The sequence below is a fragment of the Demequina sp. genome, from assembly GCF_049841215.1.
Taxonomy (GTDB): Bacteria; Actinomycetota; Actinomycetes; order Actinomycetales; family Demequinaceae; genus Demequina.
The window spans coordinates 101,085-118,136 of record NZ_JASGEO010000024.1; the positions used below are offsets into that span (position 1 = coordinate 101,085).

12 protein-coding genes and 1 tRNA gene are annotated in these 17,052 nt (G+C 65.4%); 3 read left to right on the plus strand and 10 right to left on the minus strand.

Going from position 1 to position 17,052, the window contains the following annotated elements:
* Nucleotides 1–62 precede the first annotated feature (62 nt).
* From QM618_RS11830 to rplJ, 4 genes are all read right to left on the minus strand, one after another.
* Nucleotides 63–3,929 (minus strand): DNA-directed RNA polymerase subunit beta', encoded by a 3,867-nt coding sequence (locus QM618_RS11830; protein ID WP_428099392.1) that lies wholly within the window; start codon nt 3,927–3,929, stop codon nt 63–65.
* Between the two features lie 29 nt (nt 3,930–3,958).
* Entirely contained in the window at nt 3,959–7,432 is a 3,474-nt protein-coding gene (rpoB, locus tag QM618_RS11835; RefSeq protein ID WP_428099396.1) for a DNA-directed RNA polymerase subunit beta, read from the minus strand.
* Between the two features lie 422 nt (nt 7,433–7,854).
* On the minus strand, nt 7,855–8,247 hold the full coding sequence (gene rplL, locus QM618_RS11840; protein WP_428099399.1) for a 50S ribosomal protein L7/L12: 393 nt from the start codon (nt 8,245–8,247) through the stop codon (nt 7,855–7,857).
* A 60-nt stretch (nt 8,248–8,307) separates the two neighbouring features.
* Entirely contained in the window at nt 8,308–8,829 is a 522-nt protein-coding gene (gene rplJ, locus QM618_RS11845) for a 50S ribosomal protein L10 (RefSeq protein ID WP_428099403.1), read from the minus strand.
* 296 nt (nt 8,830–9,125) lie between these two features.
* Here rplJ and QM618_RS11850 point away from each other — a divergent pair, with 296 nt between their 5' ends.
* Both QM618_RS11850 and QM618_RS11855 read left to right on the plus strand, forming a co-directional pair.
* The gene (locus QM618_RS11850; RefSeq protein ID WP_428099406.1) at nt 9,126–10,901 is read left to right on the plus strand and encodes a polysaccharide pyruvyl transferase family protein; all 1,776 of its coding nucleotides are present in this window, start codon (nt 9,126–9,128) and stop codon (nt 10,899–10,901) included.
* A 14-nt stretch (nt 10,902–10,915) separates the two neighbouring features.
* Entirely contained in the window at nt 10,916–11,737 is an 822-nt protein-coding gene (locus QM618_RS11855; protein WP_428099409.1) for a hypothetical protein, read from the plus strand.
* A 304-nt stretch (nt 11,738–12,041) separates the two neighbouring features.
* Here the strand turns inward: QM618_RS11855 and rplA are convergent, their stop codons facing one another.
* The 6 genes from rplA to QM618_RS11885 all read right to left on the minus strand — a co-directional run bounded on the left by rplA (nt 12,042) and on the right by QM618_RS11885 (nt 15,365).
* Nucleotides 12,042–12,737 carry a 50S ribosomal protein L1 gene (rplA, locus tag QM618_RS11860; protein WP_428099412.1) on the minus strand — a complete coding sequence of 232 codons (696 nt, stop codon included), beginning with the start codon at nt 12,735–12,737 and terminating at the stop codon, nt 12,042–12,044.
* Between the two features lie 74 nt (nt 12,738–12,811).
* Nucleotides 12,812–13,243 (minus strand): 50S ribosomal protein L11, encoded by a 432-nt coding sequence (gene rplK / locus QM618_RS11865; RefSeq protein WP_428099414.1) that lies wholly within the window; start codon nt 13,241–13,243, stop codon nt 12,812–12,814.
* A gap of 64 nt (nt 13,244–13,307) precedes the next feature.
* Nucleotides 13,308–14,075, minus strand: coding sequence for a transcription termination/antitermination protein NusG (gene nusG / locus QM618_RS11870; protein WP_428099416.1), 768 nt, complete (start codon nt 14,073–14,075; stop codon nt 13,308–13,310).
* Between the two features lie 28 nt (nt 14,076–14,103).
* Nucleotides 14,104–14,361, minus strand: coding sequence for a preprotein translocase subunit SecE (gene secE / locus QM618_RS11875; protein WP_428099419.1), 258 nt, complete (start codon nt 14,359–14,361; stop codon nt 14,104–14,106).
* A 63-nt stretch (nt 14,362–14,424) separates the two neighbouring features.
* A tRNA-Trp gene (locus QM618_RS11880) sits at nt 14,425–14,497 on the minus strand.
* Nucleotides 14,498–14,729: 232 nt separating this feature from the next.
* Nucleotides 14,730–15,365, minus strand: coding sequence for an endonuclease domain-containing protein (locus tag QM618_RS11885; RefSeq protein WP_428099422.1), 636 nt, complete (start codon nt 15,363–15,365; stop codon nt 14,730–14,732).
* Between the two features lie 434 nt (nt 15,366–15,799).
* Between QM618_RS11885 and QM618_RS11890 the strand changes: the two genes are divergently transcribed.
* The gene (locus QM618_RS11890) at nt 15,800–17,008 is read left to right on the plus strand and encodes a pyridoxal phosphate-dependent aminotransferase (RefSeq protein WP_428099426.1); all 1,209 of its coding nucleotides are present in this window, start codon (nt 15,800–15,802) and stop codon (nt 17,006–17,008) included.
* The last annotated feature ends 44 nt before the right edge of the window (nt 17,009–17,052 follow it).

Genomic DNA, 17,052 nt, shown 5'->3' on the forward strand with positions numbered 1-17,052 from the left:
CCGGGGCAAGCGAAAGGCCCGGTCCCCTGAAACCGGGGCCGGGCCTTTGCGCTGTTGCGAGACTAGTCGCGCGGGAAGTCGAACTCCTCGAGGCGCACGGCTTCGCCGGTGCCCTCGGAGAAGAACTGACCGTCCCACTCCTCGTACCCAAAGGTGGGGAAGAGGTTGGCCTTCGCCTCTTCGGTGGGCTCGATCGATGCCGCGCGGTAGTGGGCAAGGCCCGTACCAGCAGGGATGAGCTTTCCGATGATGACGTTCTCCTTGAGGCCAAGGAGCGAGTCAGAGCGGCCCGACATCGCGGCCTCGGTGAGGACGCGCGTGGTCTCCTGGAAGGAGGCCGCGGACAGCCACGACTCGGTCGCGAGCGACGCCTTGGTGATACCCATGAGCTCCGGACGGGCCGATGCGGGCTTGCCGCCGGCCGTAACCGTTGCGCGGTTGGCGTCCTCGAAGCGCGAACGCTCCGCGAGCTCACCGGGCAGCAGGTTGGTGTCACCAGAATCGAGCACGGTCACGCGACGCAACATCTGGCGCACGATGACCTCGATGTGCTTGTCGTGGATCTCCACACCCTGCGAGCGGTACACGTTCTGCACCTCGTCAACAAGGTGCTTCTGCGTGGCACGCGGGCCGAGGATGCGCAGCACGTTCTTGGGGTCGACGGCACCGGCGATGAGCTGCTGGCCCACCTCCACGTGCTCGCCGTCCTGAACGAGCAGACGCGCGCGCTTGGTGACGGGGTACTCGATGGGGTCGTCGCCGTTGTCAGGCGTGACCACGAGGCGACGGGTCGCCTCCGAGTCGTCAACCTTGAGCACACCGGTGACCTCGGAGATCGGGGCCTCACCCTTGGGGGTACGGGCCTCGAAGAGCTCCTGGACACGCGGCAGACCCTGCGTGATGTCATCGGCCGAAGCCACACCACCGGTGTGGAACGTACGCATCGTCAGCTGGGTGCCGGGCTCACCAATGGACTGCGCGGCGATGATGCCAACGGCCTCACCAATGTCCACAAGCTCGCGGGTTGCGAGCGAGCGGCCGTAGCACTTGGCACACGTTCCGACGGCCGACTCACAGGTGAGCACGGAGCGCACCTTGACCTCGGTCACACCTTCGGCGATGAGTGCATCGATCAGCACGTCACCGGCGTCAGAGCCGGCCTTCGCGATGACGTTGCCCTTGGCATCCGTGACGTCCGACGCGAGCGTGCGGGCGAACACAGAGGTTGCCACGCGCTCGTGCTCGGTGGTGGTACCAGCCTCGACGATCGGCATGGTCAGACCGCGCTCGGTGCCACAGTCCTCTTCACGCACGATAACGTCCTGCGACACGTCGACGAGGCGACGCGTGAGGTAGCCGGAGTCCGCGGTACGCAGCGCCGTGTCAGCGAGACCCTTGCGGGCACCGTGGGTGGCGATGAAGTACTCGAGGACGGACAGGCCCTCGCGGTAGTTGGACTTGATGGGACGAGGGATGATCTCACCCTTCGGGTTCGCCACAAGGCCGCGCATACCGGCGATCTGACGCACCTGCATCCAGTTACCACGAGCACCAGAGCCCACCATCGTGTGAACGGTGTTGTGCTCGGGGAAGGACTCACGCATGGCGCGATCCACCTCGTTGGTGGCCTGGGTCCAGATCTCGATGAGTTCCTGGCGGCGCTCGTCGTCCGTGATGAGACCCGTCTCGTACTGGTCCTGGACCTTGGCGGCCTGGGCCTCGTAACGCTCGAGGATCTCTTGCTTGTTGGACGGCGTCGCGACATCGCCGATGGCGATCGTCACGCCGGAACGCGTTGCCCAGTGGAAGCCGGCGGCCTTGAGAGCGTCGAGCGACGCGGCAACCTCAACCTTGGGGTAACGCTCCGCGAGGGTGTTGACGATGTCGCCAAGCACCTTCTTGTCCACGTTGCGGTTCACGTACGGGTACGTGACGGGAAGCAGTCCGTTGAAGATCGAGCGACCAAGGGTCGTCTCGAGCAGGAAGGGCTCGCCCTCGACGTGGTCGGCGGGGAGCTCGTGGTCCACAGGGGGCACGGTCTCGCCGTCAACGCGCAGCGTGATCTTGGAGCCAAGCGTGATCTGGCCAGCGTCGAACGCCATGATGGCCTCGGCCTCTGACGTGAATGCCAGTCCCTCACCCTTGTCGCCGTCCTTGCCAAGCGTCAGGTGGTACAGACCAATGATCATGTCCTGCGAAGGCATGGTCACCGGGCGGCCGTCCGACGGCTTGAGGATGTTGTTGCTGCTCAGCATGAGGATGCGGGCCTCAGCCTGCGCCTCCGCGGACAGCGGAAGGTGCACGGCCATCTGGTCGCCGTCGAAGTCGGCGTTGAAGGCGCCACACACGAGCGGGTGCAGGTGGATGGCCTTGCCCTCAACCAGCTGGGGCTCGAACGCCTGAATACCAAGGCGGTGCAGCGTAGGTGCGCGGTTCAGCAGCACGGGGTGCTCGGTGATGACCTCTTCGAGGACGTCCCACACCTCGGGGCGGCTGCGCTCGACCATACGCTTCGCGGACTTGATGTTCTGCGCGTGGTTGAGCTCCACGAGGCGCTTCATGACGAAGGGCTTGAAGAGCTCGAGCGCCATCTGCTTGGGCAGACCACACTGGTGCAGCTTCAGCTGCGGGCCAACCACGATGACCGAACGGCCAGAGTAGTCAACGCGCTTGCCGAGCAGGTTCTGACGGAAGCGACCCTGCTTGCCCTTGAGCATGTCAGAGATCGACTTCAGCGGACGGTTGCCGGGGCCCGTGACGGGGCGACCACGACGCCCGTTGTCGAACAGCGCGTCAACGGCCTCCTGCAGCATGCGCTTTTCGTTGTTCACGATGATCTCGGGGGCACCGAGGTCGAGCAGGCGCTTGAGGCGGTTGTTGCGGTTGATGACGCGGCGGTAGAGGTCGTTGAGGTCGCTCGTCGCGAAGCGGCCACCATCGAGCTGCACCATGGGGCGCAGGTCCGGCGGGATCACGGGAACGGCGTCAAGCACCATGCCGACGGGGCTGTTGGTGGTCGTCAGGAACGCGTTGACCACCTTGAGGCGCTTGAGGGCGCGGACCTTACGCTGACCACGGCCATTGGCGATGATGTCGCGAAGGCTCTCGGCCTCGGCCTCAAGGTCGAAGTCCTGGAGACGCTTCTGAATCGCCTCGGCACCCATCGAGCCCTTGAAGTAGGAGCCGTAGCGGCGCGACAGCTCGCGGTAGAGCAACTCGTCGCCCTCGAGGTCCTGGACCTTGAGGTTCGCAAACCGGTCGAACACGGCGTCGAGGCGATCGATCTCGCCGTCGGCACGCTTGCGGATGTTCGCCATCTCGCGCTCCGCGCCGTCCTTCACCTTGCGCTTGACGTCGGCCTTGGCACCCTCGGCCTCGAGCTCGGCGATGTCCTTCTCGAGCTTCTCGGCGCGGGTGTTGATGTCGTTGTCACGCGCATTGGCGATGCGCTTCTTCTCCACCTCGAGCTCGTTGCGGAGCTGCGGGAGGTCCTCGTGACGGCCGTCCTCGTCCACCTCGGTGACCATGTAGGCGGCGAAGTAGATGACCTTTTCAAGGTCCTTCGGCGCCAGGTCAAGGAGGTAGCCAAGGCGCGACGGCACGCCCTTGAAGTACCAAATGTGGGTGACGGGAGCAGCAAGCTCGATGTGTCCCATGCGCTCACGGCGCACCTTGGAGCGGGTCACCTCAACGCCGCAGCGCTCACAGATGATGCCGCGGTAGCGGACGCGCTTGTACTTGCCACAGCCGCACTCCCAGTCACGGGTGGGACCAAAGATCTTCTCGCAGAAAAGACCGTCCTTCTCCGGCTTGAGGGTGCGGTAGTTGATCGTCTCAGGCTTCTTCACTTCGCCGTGCGACCATTCGCGGATCTCCTCCGCGGTCGCGAGGCCGATGCGCAGTTCGCCGAACTCGTTGACGTCAAGCATTCTTAGGAATTCCTCTTCTTACGTTTCGTCTAGATCTCGTCGACGCTCGAGGCATCGGGGCGGCTGGACAGCGAAATGCCAAGCGACTCGGCCGCCTGGTAGGCGTCCTCCTCGGTCTCGCGCATGTCGATGACGTGGCCGTCAACGCCGAGCACCTCGACGTTCAGGCAGAGCGACTGCATTTCCTTCATGAGCACCCTGAACGACTCCGGCAGGCCGGGGTCGGGGATGTTCTGGCCCTTAACGATCGCCTCGTAGACCTTCACGCGGCCGGGGACGTCGTCGGACTTGATGGTGAGCAGCTCCTGCAGCGCGTAGGCAGCGCCGTACGCCTCAAGGGCCCACACCTCCATCTCACCGAAGCGCTGGCCACCGAACTGCGCCTTACCACCGAGCGGCTGCTGGGTGATCATCGAGTACGGGCCAGTGGAACGGGCGTGGATCTTGTCATCCACGAGGTGGTGCAGCTTCAAGATGTACTTGTAGCCAACGGAGACGGGCTCGGGGAACGGCTCGCCGGAGCGGCCGTCGAACAGGAGCGCCTTGCCGTCGTCGCCCACGAGGCGGTCGCCATCGCGGTTGGGGTTGACGTGGCCACGAAGACCCGCAAGCACGTCCTCGCCAAGACCGTCGAAGACGGGGGTGGCAACGGGGGTGCCGGGCTCGGACTTGACCGCGCCAGCGGGGAGCTTCTTGGTCCACTCGCCCTTAGCGTCGGTCGCATCCCAGCCGTTCTTGGCAACCCAACCCGTGTGGGTCTCGAGCACCTGGCCGACGTTCATACGGCCGGGGACACCGAGCGGGTTGAGGATGACGTCAACCGGCGTGCCGTCCGCGAGGAACGGCATGTCCTCCACGGGCAGGATCGTCGAGATGACGCCCTTGTTACCGTGGCGGCCGGCGAGCTTATCGCCCTCCTGGATCTTGCGGCGCTGAGCGATGTACACGCGCACCAACTGGTTCACGCCCGCGGGAAGGTCGTCGCCGTCCTCCTCCGTGAAGACGCGAACGCCGATGACAGTGCCGGACTCGCCGTGGGGCACCTTGAGCGAGGTGTCGCGAACCTCGCGCGCCTTCTCACCGAAGATCGCGCGGAGCAGGCGCTCCTCTGGGGTCAGCTCGGTCTCACCCTTAGGCGTGACCTTGCCCACGAGGATGTCACCGGCGCGAACCTCCGCACCGATGCGGACGATGCCGCGCTCGTCGAGGTCCGCGAGCACCTCTTCGGAGGCGTTCGGGATGTCGCGAGTGATCTCCTCAGGACCCAGCTTGGTGTCGCGGGCGTCAACCTCGTGCTCCTCGATGTGGATCGAGGAGAGGGTGTCGTCCTGCACGAGGCGCTGCGACAGGATGATCGCGTCCTCGTAGTTGTGACCTTCCCAGCACATGAACGCCACGAGCAGGTTCTTGCCGAGGGCAAGGTCACCGTTCTCGGTGGCGGGGCCGTCGGCGATGACCGAGTTGACCTCGACGCGGTCGCCCTCGTCCACCACAACGCGCTGGTTGTAGCTGGTGCCCTGGTTGGAGCGCTGGAACTTGGCAATGCGGTACGAGCCCGTGGTGCCGTCGTCGTTCGCTACCGTCACGAGGTCAGAGGAGACCTCGGTGACGACGCCAGCCTTGGTGGCGATGACAACGTCACCGGCGTCCACGGCGGCACGACGCTCCATGCCGGTGCCGACGAGCGGCGCCTCGGAGCGGACGAGCGGCACAGCCTGACGCTGCATGTTGGCACCCATGAGGGCGCGGTTAGCGTCGTCGTGCTCGAGGAACGGGATCAGGGCAGTCGCAACCGACACCATCTGGCGCGGAGAGACGTCCATGTAGTCCACGGCCTCAGCGGGCACGAACTCAACCTCACCACCACGCGAGCGCACGAGCACGCGGGCGTCGGTGAAGTTGCCCTTCGCGTCGAGGCCGGCGTTTGCCTGGGCGATGACGAAGTGGTCCTCGTCGTCAGCGGTCAGGTAGTCCACCTGGTCCGTGACCTTGCCCTTGACGACCTTGCGGTACGGGGTCTCGACGAAGCCGAGGGGGTTGATGCGACCGAACGACGCCAGCGAGCCGATGAGGCCAATGTTGGGGCCTTCAGGGGTCTCGATGGGGCACATGCGGCCGTAGTGGGAGGAGTGAACGTCACGGACCTCCATGCCCGCGCGGTCACGTGAGAGACCGCCGGGGCCGAGCGCCGACAGACGACGCTTGTGCGTCAGGCCGGCGAGCGGGTTGTTCTGGTCCATGAACTGCGACAGCTGCGAGGTTCCGAAGAACTCGCGGATCGCGGCCACGACGGGACGCGTGTTGATGAGCGTCTGCGGCGTGATGGCCTCGACGTCCTGCGTGGTCATGCGCTCGCGAACGACGCGCTCCATGCGGGACAGACCGGTGCGGATCTGGTTCTGGATCAGCTCGCCAACCGCACGGATGCGACGGTTGCCGAAGTGGTCAATGTCGTCGGTCTCGACGCGCACGTCGCCAGCAACGGCGGCGAGGCTCGTGTGACCGGCGTGCGCCGCGGCGATGTACTTGATCGTCGAGACGATGTCGTCAAGACCGAGCACAGAGTCGCCGAGCTCCTTGCCCACGCCAAGTTTCTTGTTGAGCTTGAAGCGGCCCACCTTGGCGAGGTCGTAGCGCTTGGAGTTGAAGTAGAAGTTGTCGAGCAGGTTCTGACCGGCCTCGACCGTGGGCGGCTCGCCCGGACGCAGCTTGCGGTAGAGGTCGACGAGCGCCTCTTCGTGGCCGTGCACGGTGTCCTTGGCGAGCGTCTCGAGGACCGCCGGGAAGTCCTTGAACTCCGCCGCGATCTCGTCGTCGCTCATGCCGAGCGCCTTGAGGAACAGGGTCACGGACTGCTTGCGCTTGCGGTCGACGCGCACGCCAACGGCGTCACGCTTGTCGATCTCGAACTCAAGCCATGCGCCGCGCGAGGGGATGATCTTCGCGGTGAAGATGTCCTTGTCGCTCGTCTTGTCTGGCGTGCGCTCGAAGTACACGCCGGGAGAACGGACCAGCTGCGACACGACGACGCGCTCGGTGCCGTTGATGATGAACGTGCCGCGGTCGGTCATGAGCGGGAAGTCGCCCATGAACACGGTCTGCGACTTGATCTCACCCGTGGTGTTGTTCATGAACTCAGCGGTCACGAAGAGCTGAGCTGCGTACGTGAAGTCCTTCTCCTTGCACTCGTCAGGCGTGTGACGAGGCTCCTCGAAGTATGGGTCCGCGAAGGACAGGGACATGGTCTGTCCAAAGTCCTCAATGGGGGAGATCTCCTCAAAGATCTCTGTGAGACCTGCGACCTCGGGAACGTCGTTGCGGCCGGCCTTCTTGGCGGCGGCGACGCGGGCCTTCCAGGCCTCGTTTCCCAGGAGCCAGTCAAAGCTCTCGGTCTGCAGACCGATCAGGTTGGGAACCTCGATCGGCTCAGAGATCTGAGCGAAGGAGACGCGGTGTGAAGCGGTGCGGTTGTCAGTGGCGGTAGCGGTGCGCGAGGCAGCCAAGGGGGGGTCCTTCCCTTTTGTTCGTGCAAGACACGAGTCGAATCCACGGCTCCACCGGATCCCGGGGCGTTACTGCCAGATAGCAGGCGCACGCAAGGTAGGCATATGAGGGCAGGGCATTAGACAGCGCAAATCGCTAGCCTACCCGAAGCGCGCGCCATTGTCCACCCCGGAACCCCATTGTCCAGTCGGCACACCGAGCGGCTCTCGCCTAGCGCTCAAGAATACTCCTCCTGCCCGACGCTGCGGCGAGGTTTGTGCATAACTGGCCCCAGCGTCGGGCCGGCTTTGGCAACCCGGGCGAGCCCTGCCCGCGCGGAAGCTGACGGACCAAACCGCCGCGCGCCCGTCGGAACCCCGCCAAACACAAAGGCCGGGCCGCCCCATTCGGAGCGACCCGGCCTCGTGAGACAGAGCTGAAGTTACTTGAGCTCGACCGTGGCGCCGGCGGCCTCGAGGACCTCCTTGGCCTTCTCGGCGTCTTCCTTCTTGGCACCCTCGAGGACCGTCTTGGGGGCCTCGTCGACGAGCGCCTTGGCCTCGCCAAGACCGAGGTTCGTGAGGGCACGGACCTCCTTGATGACCTGGATCTTCTTGTCGCCAACGGCGGTCAGGACCACGTCGAACGCGTCCTTCTCCTCGGCGGCGCCAGCGTCGTCGCCACCGCCAGCGGCGGGGGCGGCAACGGCAACGGCGGCCGGGGCGGCAGCGGTGACCTCGAAGGTCTCCTCGAAGGCCTTCACGAAGTCGGAGAGCTCGATGAGCGAGAGCTCCTTGAACTGGTCAATGAGCTCAGCAGTGGAGAGCTTAGCCATGATGCTTGTTTCCTTTTCTTTTGCCTGCGTTAACAGCAGATCGCTTGTGGGGATCGGCCGTTAGGCCGCGGTCTCCTGCTTTTCGCGCAGGGCGTCGACCGTGCGCACCGCCTTGGAGAGCGGTGCCTGGAACAGGTATGCAGCACCAAAGAGCGACGCCTTCATGGCGCCTGCAGCCTTGGCGAGCAGAACCTCGCGGGACTCGAGGTCGGCCAGCTTCTGGACCTCTTCGGGAGAGATCACCTTTCCTTCGAGAACGCCGCCCTTAATGACGAGCTTGTCGTTCCCCTTGGAGAAAGCCTTAAGACCCTTTGCAGCCTCCACCGGGTCACCGGTGATGAATGCAATGGCCGTGGGGCCGACGAGAAGGTCGTCAAGACCCTCAACACCGGCATCCTTGGCCGCGAGCGCCGTCAGAGTGTTCTTCGCAACCGAGTAGGTTGCGGCGCCGCGGAGGTCGCTACGCAGCTTTGCAAGCTGCGGAACCGACAGGCCGCGGTACTCGGTGATCACGACAGCGTTGGAGTTACGGAAGTTGTCCGCGAGCTCCTTGACTGCCGCCACCTTGTCTGGCGTCGCCATAGTTATCCTTCCTGGACGTTGACCACCGTTGGCTCCAGGAAAAACAAAAGGCCTCGCGCAGGCGAGGCCGTATCTGCCCGACGCCATGGCTGGGTCGAGCGTTTCGGTTCACCTACGCAGGACTTCCGTTTTCCACGGAACTTCGGCCATGCTGAGCGAACTCGGCAAGACGACCGGCGGTCTTGGGCGCATCTACTTTACCCGAGCGCGGGGCCGGGAGGCAAACCGCCTCAGTGTTCGCTTGCCGTTCACCGCGTCGCAAGGTCTTGGCAACCTCGCGTTCGTACCGTGTGCGAGTGACAGAGCCCTCGATTGTTGTGTGCTCGTTCTACACGGACGACGACTACTACCGCGCTGCCGCGCAGCGCCTCGCTACGGATCTGGACGCGCTGGGCGTGCACCACGTGATCGAGTTGCTTGAGCGCGCGCCCGGCGAGCAGTGGCCAGACATCTGCCGCAAGAAGATCCCCTTCGTCGAGCGCGTGTGCGCCCAGTTCCCGAACGCCCGGGTGTTCTGGATGGACGTGGACTGCACGTTGCAAGGCATGCCTGACTTTGTGCGGGACTTCACTGCCGACTTCATCGGCTTCCAGCGCGGCTTCGACACTCCCCTGTCCATCGGTTACCAGAAGCGCGCGCGGTTCTGGGAGCCGAGTTTCTTCGGCATCAACGCCACGGTGGCTGGGCGCGGGCTCATCGCCGAGGCCGCGCGCCTCGAGCGCACCCTCTCCGTACGCGCAACCGACGACTACTTTCTTGAGGAGGCGTGGCGCGGGGCGGCCGCAGGGTTGTCGTTCCAAGTGATCCCTTCGGTGCTTTCCTCACGCAGCGGCGCAGGCTACCCCGACGAGTTCTTCACCTTTGGTGCCAGCGGCAATGTGGCTCAATTCAAGGGCAGCGTGGTGCAGCACACCCCCGTCAAGCGTCCTCGTCGGAGCGTTCGCCGCGCCCTCAAGCACCGCACCGTACGGTTCGCCAAGGCCACGGAGGCGCGGTTGCCCGAGGCCATGAGCCGTCGGTTGCGTACCGCCGCGGACCGCGCTGGCGTCACGGATCGGCTCGTCACGAAGGCCGTGGCCGCGACACCCAAGCGGGAATCGCTGATCAATGCCGCGATGCGCGCGGCGCAGGCCGGCGACGCCGACGGGCTCGCCCGCTCGGAACTCGCTCTCAACTCCACGGCGCGCGCGACGCCAAGCGAAGAGGCGGCGCTCGCGGCTGCTGGCTCGTTCCTGGCCTACGCGACGGGCTCGTCTGACGCGGCTCCGCTCCCCCTGTCGTGGTGGGCGCGCCCGTACCCGGGCAACTTCGGTGACTGGCTCAGCCCGCTCGTGGTCCGCGCCCACACGGACCGGCCCCTTCGCTTTCAGCAGCCGTCCGGGTTCGCTCCCGACCGTCACCTCGTGGCCATTGGGTCGATCGGGCGCTTCATCAAGCCCAACTCTGTGGTGGTGGGCACCGGCATCGCGCAACCAGACACCGAGCTTGCCACCAACGCGCGCTACCTGTCCGTGCGCGGCCCGCTCACGGCCGCGGCCCTCACCTCCCAAGGGGGACCGCAGGTGGAGTCCTTCGGCGATCCCGGGCTGCTGCTGTCCCGGGTGATCCCCGTGGACATCGGTGCCACCAACGGACGCGTTGCGGTGGTACGCCACACGAACCACCGTGGCGCTCCCTTGCGCCTGCCCGCCGACGCGGACGAGGTCAGCGTGCTGATGTCCAGTCCCGATCACATCCGCGAGTTCGTGACTACGCTCGCCCAGTACGACGCCGTGGTCACGTCCGCGATGCACGTCATGATCGCGTGCCACAGCTACGGCATCCCGTGTGCGCTCGTCACCTTCGAGGGACTTGAAGACGCGGTGCCCGGATCCGGCATGAAGTACGCGGACTACGGCCTGGGGGCCGGGTTCGACACCGAGTATCAGCCGCTTCCCGTGCCCGCCGACCTCACCTCGCTGACCCTGCGGGATCTTGTGACGCGGGAGCACGTCTCTCCCGCCAAGCTCGATGAAATCGAGGACGCGCTCCGGGTTGGGCTTGATCTCCTCGCCCCGGCGGCCGCGCGATGACAATGACCGCCGCCGTGAGCAACACCGCGCCGTCACCGGGGCCCGCGGGAGTCACCGCCGCGGACCTCACGATCGGCTACTCGTCCCTCACGGACCGCGTGCGCACCATCGAGGTGCCAACCTCCGCGAAGGCGGCCGAAGTGCTCATCCTTACCCAGCGTCGGCCAGGCGCACCCGACGCCGTGGTGCCGCGAGCGCTCGAGGAACGTGCCAGCGTGGTCGCGTTGGATTCGCTTGGCGTGGCCAAGAGCCGAAACGCCGCGATCTCGATGGCTGGCCGGACGTACCTGCTGTTCGGCGACGACGACGTGGCGATCTACCTCAAGGGCGTGCTCGATGCTGCTCGCCACCTCGAGCGGACCGGTGCAGCCTTGGCGCTCGGGTGCGCGGTGGACGACTCTCGGCGCACGCGCGGGCGGCGCAGTGCGCGGGCGCAGCGGCTCACGCTGCGCAACTCCGGCCGCGCCGCCACCTATCTCATGCTCATCGATGTGGAACAGGTGCGCTCAAGCGGGGTGCGATTCGACGAGCGATTTGGTGCCGGAATGCCCAACTACCTGGGGGACGAGTACATCTTCATCGCGGACCTGCTCCGAGCGGGCCTGCGGTGCGATGCGGTGCCGTTCGTGGTGGGCATGCATCCATCGCACAGTTCCGGGGCGTTGTGGTCGATTGGGCGCGATCTGCCCGCGCGTGCCGCGGCGATCGAGCGCGCGTGGGGTTCGCGGGCGATGATCCCCAAGGCGGCGATCGCCGCAAAGAACTGGGGAAAGATTCGCAACGTGCGCGCCGCCGCGGCATTCGTCTTCCGGCGGCACTTCACCGACGCGTCGTAGCATCGGCCCATGAGAGTGGCCCCGGACGAACTGTCAGCCTGGGACGGAAGCTAGCCACAGCGTCGGGCATCCCAGCCACCTCTCCACACACGCCGGATGCCTCTCCACACAATGAGTCCTTGCCTGTCCCACCTCGAGCCGCCTACCAGGGACGATGTCGTGGAGGTCAGCGCGAGTGCCGATTTTGTGTGGACAGGCATCCGCGTTGTGTGGAGGGGTGTTCGTCGGGGATGCCGCTGTCGGACAAGAACAGAGGCCCGGCCCCCATTAACAGGGGACCGGGCCTCGCGTTCTTGCCAGCTAACTACTCCGACTTGGCCAGAGCGTCGAGCGGGATGCCGGGACCGGTGGTCGCGGAGATCGACGCCTTGACGATGTAGCGGCCCTTCGAGGACGCGGGCTTGGCGCGCAGCACCTCGTCGAGGACGGCCTTGTAGTTGTCGAGCAGCTTGTCGTCGCCGAAGGACGCCTTGCCAAGCACGGTGTGCAGGTTGGCGTGCTTGTCGACGCGGAACTCGATCTTGCCGCCCTTGATGTCAGACACGGCCTTGGCCACATCCATCGTCACGGTGCCCGTCTTGGGGTTCGGCATGAGGCCACGCGGACCGAGCACGCGGCCAAGCCGGCCGACCTTGCCCATGAGGTCCGGGGTGGCGACAACGGCGTCAAAGTCCTGACGGCCGCCGGCCACCTCGTCGATGAGCTCGTCGCCACCGACGATGTCGGCGCCAGCCTCGCGGGCGGCGTCTGCCTTCTCGCCGTTGGCGAAGACCAGGACCCTAGCGGTCTTGCCAGTGCCGTGCGGAAGGATGACGGTGGAACGGACCATCTGGTCCGCGTGACGAGGGTCAACGCCCAGCTTGAAGACGACGTCGATGGTCGAGTCGGTCTTCTTGGAGGACGTCTTCTGCGCGAGACGAACGGCCTCGAGCGGGGTGTACAACTGGCTACGGTCAACGAGCTGAGCCGCGTCGTTGTAAGCCTTGGAGCGCTTAGTCATCTGCTTCTCTTTCCTGTGCAGTCGTGGGTAGTGGGCCAGCGCGACCCATCCACTGGTGTTGCTTGGTTGCGGCCTTAGGAGACCGTGATGCCCATCGAGCGGGCGGTGCCGGCAATGATCTTGGCGGCAGCGTCGAGGTCGTTGGCGTTGAGGTCTTCCATCTTCTGGGCAGCGATCTCACGCACCTGAGCCTCGGTCAGCGAGCCGACCTTCTGGGTGTGCGGAACGCCAGATCCCTTGGCCACGCCAGCGGCCTTCTTGATGAGCTCTGCGGCCGGCGGGGTCTTCGTGACGAACGTGAAGGAACGGTCTTCGTAGACCGTGATCTCCACGGGGATCACGTTGCCGCGCTGCGACTCGGTCGCGGCGTTGTACGCCTTGCAGAACTCCATAATGTTCACGCCGTGCTGACCCAGAGCGGGGCCAACGGGCGGGGCGGGGTTCGCCATACCAGCCTGGATCTGGAGCTTGATCAGGCCGGCAACCTTCTTCTTAGGGGGTGCCATTTTTGGGTCCTTTACTTACTTGCTTAGCTTGTGCGGCTGGCGGCCGCGTGCTTGCTGACGTCGACTAGATCTTCTGGACCTGGTTGAACGACAGCTCGACCGGGGTCTCCCGGCCGAAGATCGAAACGAGCACGTGGAGCTTCTGGGACTCCACGGAGATCTCGGAAATGGTGCCAGGCAGCGTTGCGAACGGGCCGTCGATGACGGTGATCGATTCGCCAACCTGGAAGTCAACCTCGATGGCCTTAGTAGCGGCCGACGCTTCCTCGCCCTGGGCAGTTGCCTGGACTTCGGCGGGGTTCAGCATGGAGACGACCTCGTCGAGGGTAAGCGGGACGGGCTGGTGGGCGTGGCCCACGAACCCGGTGACACCAGGAGTGTTGCGGACGGTGCCCCAGGACTCATCGGTGAGGTCCATGCGCACGAGCACGTATCCGGGCATGCGCACTCGGGTCACGAGCTTGCGCTGGCCACCCTTGATCTCGGTGACCTGTTCCATGGGAACTTCCACCTGGAAGATGTAGTCCTCCATGTGGAGCGACTCAATGCGGTGCTCGATCGCCTGCTTCACGCGCTTCTCGTGGCCGCTGTAGGAGTGCACCACGTACCAGTCGCCCTCGCGGGCGCGCAGCTCGGCGAGGAACTCTGCCGCGGGGTCGGCGGGCGCCTCGTCGGCTGCTGCCTCGACTGCTGCCTCAACCGGCGCGTCGGCGTCGTCGGCCGCGTCCTCAGCCACAGCGTCGGACTCAACGGCAGCGTCGGACTCAAGTGCGTCGTCAGCCAACACGTCCGCCTCGTCGATGGCGATGTTGTCTGCGTTCTCGTCGGACACGCGAATCTCTCCTTACGTTCGGCAGGCGTTAGCCGCCGAAGACCCAATCAGCTGCGAAGCCGAGCACGAAGTCCAGCACAAACACAATGAGCATCACCACGAGCACGAAGCCGAGGACGATCCAGATGTACCGAATGGTCTCCTCGCGCGACGGCGTGACGACCTTCTTGAGCTCGGCGATCACCTGGCGCACGAACAGCGCAATGCGGCTGAAGATGTTGCGACGCTCGCGGTCCTTGCGGCGCGGGCCCTTCTCTTCAGAATCGGTCAAGGCGGTATCGCTCACCGAACATCCTTTGCTTGCTGTAATTGCGGGTGCTTGTTGTGCGGGGATAGACCCCTGCTCACGCAGGGCAGGAGGGACTCGAACCCCCAACCGTCGGTTTTGGAGACCGATGCGCTACCAATTGCGCCACTGCCCTTCGGGGGTTGGGCCCCGCGGCTCTCTCCGCTCATCATGGGGCTCGCGAGGGCGCGAATCATCATGACGAATGTCAATCGCCGACTTGCCAGTGTACGTGGTTTCGGGTGCGGATGCGAACCCGGGCGAGTTGATGACAATCAAGGGCCTCAGTGACGGAAGTGACCAGAGTTGTCTAGCCCGGGCTCCGGCGCCGCCACTTCTGCCTCACCCGTAACATCGACCCTTGATTGTCACCCGCGCTCAGCCAGCATGCGTCGGACGTCCGCGGCGATGCGGCCTCGCGACTGCTCGACCTCGCTACCCGTGTAGCGGAGTCGCCGATAGCCAAGAAGTTCACACGCACGGTCGCGACGACGATCTTCGATGAACGCCTCCTCGTCGCCGTGATACGTAAAGCCGTCGCACTCCACTACGACCGTGGACTCCACAAGAAAGTCGACATGCCCGACGCCAGGAAGTTCTGCCTGCGGCTCTACAGCGTATCCCGCGGCAATGAGTTCAATTCGTGCCTTCGTCTCGCGAGGAGATTGCGTGAGCGGCTCGGCATTCGAAGCTAGCCACAGCGTTCGTCGAAGTGGAGTGGCCGAGAACGTTCGGATGTCATCGAGCGACAGTCGACCTTCGTGCAGCGCCGCATCGATGGCCGCCAACTGGCCAAGCGGACTTGCACACATGCCCAGGTGGTCGAGGACCGTAGCAATCGGGGCAACGAGCGACACCCCTTGAACCTCTTCGATCCTGTGGAAGCGGTACCCATCCCGCAATCGCGGATCTCCCTCGACAAAGCCCCTGTGCGCCGGGATGGCCAGGTGAAGCCCCGAGTACGAGTCGATGCAGGGGAGCTCAAGCGGGCGCAATGCACTCATGCAGGTCAGTTGAGAGGAGAGCACGCGCGCTTTAACGCTGGACCAAGGTGCGTCCGGTAGGGCATAGCAGCCGCGGTGTGGTCGAGTCACTCGCCCTGCCGCAACAGCTGCCATCAGGTCTTGGTCGGTGAGGCCGAGGGCAAGCAAGTGCTTGCGGCGGGCGGCCGAGCCCAAGCTGGCGAGTACCGCTGCTGCGTCCATGGTGGACAAACTTCCCTAGCGTCGGGCAGTTCCGAGCGTGGTGCAGAGCAAACTGGGGATAACCGCTCTGACTACCGTCGCTGGGGACGCGGCTAGACGGCCGCGAAAATCAAGGGCCAGAGTGACAGTTGGTACGCAAGTGACGAGACTGGAATTCACCACAGTCCCACCAGTCTCATCAGTACCAAGGACCCTTGGAAATCGACTGCGCGGGGCGTGGAAGAATGAGTCTCATGACCGCTCCTGCTCGCCGCGTATCTGCACGTCTCGCCGCCATCGCGCCTTCCGCCACGCTTGCCGTGGACTCCAAGGCGAAGGCCCTCAAGGCCGCGGGCAAGAATGTGATCGGCTTCGGCGCGGGCGAGCCGGACTTCCCCACGCCTGACGCGATCGTCGAGGCCGCCGTTGCCGCGGCCCGCGACCCCAAGAACCACCGCTACACGCCCGCGACCGGCCTCCCGGAGCTTCGCGAAGCGATCGCCCGCAAGACCCTGCGGGATTCCGGCTACGGAGTGGACCCCGCCAACATCATTGTCACCAACGGCGGCAAGCAGGCCGTATTCCAGGCCTTCGCCGCGGTCGTGGACCCCGGCGACGAGGTCATCCTCCCCGCGCCCTACTGGACCACCTACCCAGAGGCGATCACCCTCGCGGGCGGCACCCCGGTTGAGGTCTTCGCCGGCGCGGACCAGGACTACCTCGTCACGGTCGAGCAGCTCGAGGCCGCCCGCACGCCCAACACCAAGGCCCTCCTGTTCTGCTCCCCCTCCAACCCCACGGGCGCCGTCTACTCCCCCGAGCAGACCAAGGCGATCGGCGAGTGGGCGCTCGAGCACGGCATCTGGGTGCTCACCGACGAGATCTACGAGCACCTCACCTACGACGACGCCGTGTTCTCCCCCATCGTCAAGCTCGTCCCCGAACTCGCGGACCAGACCATCGTCCTCAACGGCGTTGCCAAGACCTACGCGATGACCGGCTGGCGCGTGGGCTGGATGATCTCCCCCGCGGACGTCACCAAGGCCGCCGCAAACTTCCAGAGCCACCTCACGTCCAACGTCGCGAACGTCTCGCAGCGCGCCGCCATCGCGGCCCTCGACGGTGGCCTCGACGCCGTCTACGACATGCGCACGGCCTTCGACCGCCGCCGCACCACCATGGTCGGCATGCTCCGCGAGATCGATGGCGTCGTCTGCCCCACCCCCAAGGGCGCGTTCTACGCCTACCCGTCCGTTGAGGGCCTCATCGGCCGCACCGTTCGCGGCCGCGACATCACCAGCAGCGCCGACCTCGCCACCGTCATCCTCGAAGAGGCAGAGGTGGCCGTGGTACCCGGCGAGGCGTTCGGCCCTAGCGGGTTCGTGCGCCTCAGCTACGCGCTCGGTGACGACGACCTCGCGGAGGGCGTCGGCCGCATTCAGCGCCTGCTCGCGGAGGGCTAACCAAGCAGGCCCGACGCTAGGGCAAGGGACGTACGGAACCCACC

What these genes read in the sequence shown, in the direction of transcription:
- QM618_RS11830 (WP_428099392.1), bottom strand. Translation starts at nt 3,929, where the DNA reads ATGCTTGACGTCAACGAGTTCGGCGAACTGCGCATCGGCCTCGCGACC.
- rplL (WP_428099399.1), bottom strand. Translation starts at nt 8,247, where the DNA reads ATGGCTAAGCTCTCCACTGCTGAGCTCATTGACCAGTTCAAGGAGCTC.
- rplJ (WP_428099403.1), bottom strand. Translation starts at nt 8,829, where the DNA reads ATGGCGACGCCAGACAAGGTGGCGGCAGTCAAGGAGCTCGCGGACAAC.
- rplA (WP_428099412.1), bottom strand. Translation starts at nt 12,737, where the DNA reads ATGACTAAGCGCTCCAAGGCTTACAACGACGCGGCTCAGCTCGTTGAC.
- rplK (WP_428099414.1), bottom strand. Translation starts at nt 13,243, where the DNA reads ATGGCACCCCCTAAGAAGAAGGTTGCCGGCCTGATCAAGCTCCAGATC.
- QM618_RS11885 (WP_428099422.1), bottom strand. Translation starts at nt 15,365, where the DNA reads ATGAGTGCATTGCGCCCGCTTGAGCTCCCCTGCATCGACTCGTACTCG.
- QM618_RS11890 (WP_428099426.1), top strand. Translation starts at nt 15,800, where the DNA reads ATGACCGCTCCTGCTCGCCGCGTATCTGCACGTCTCGCCGCCATCGCG.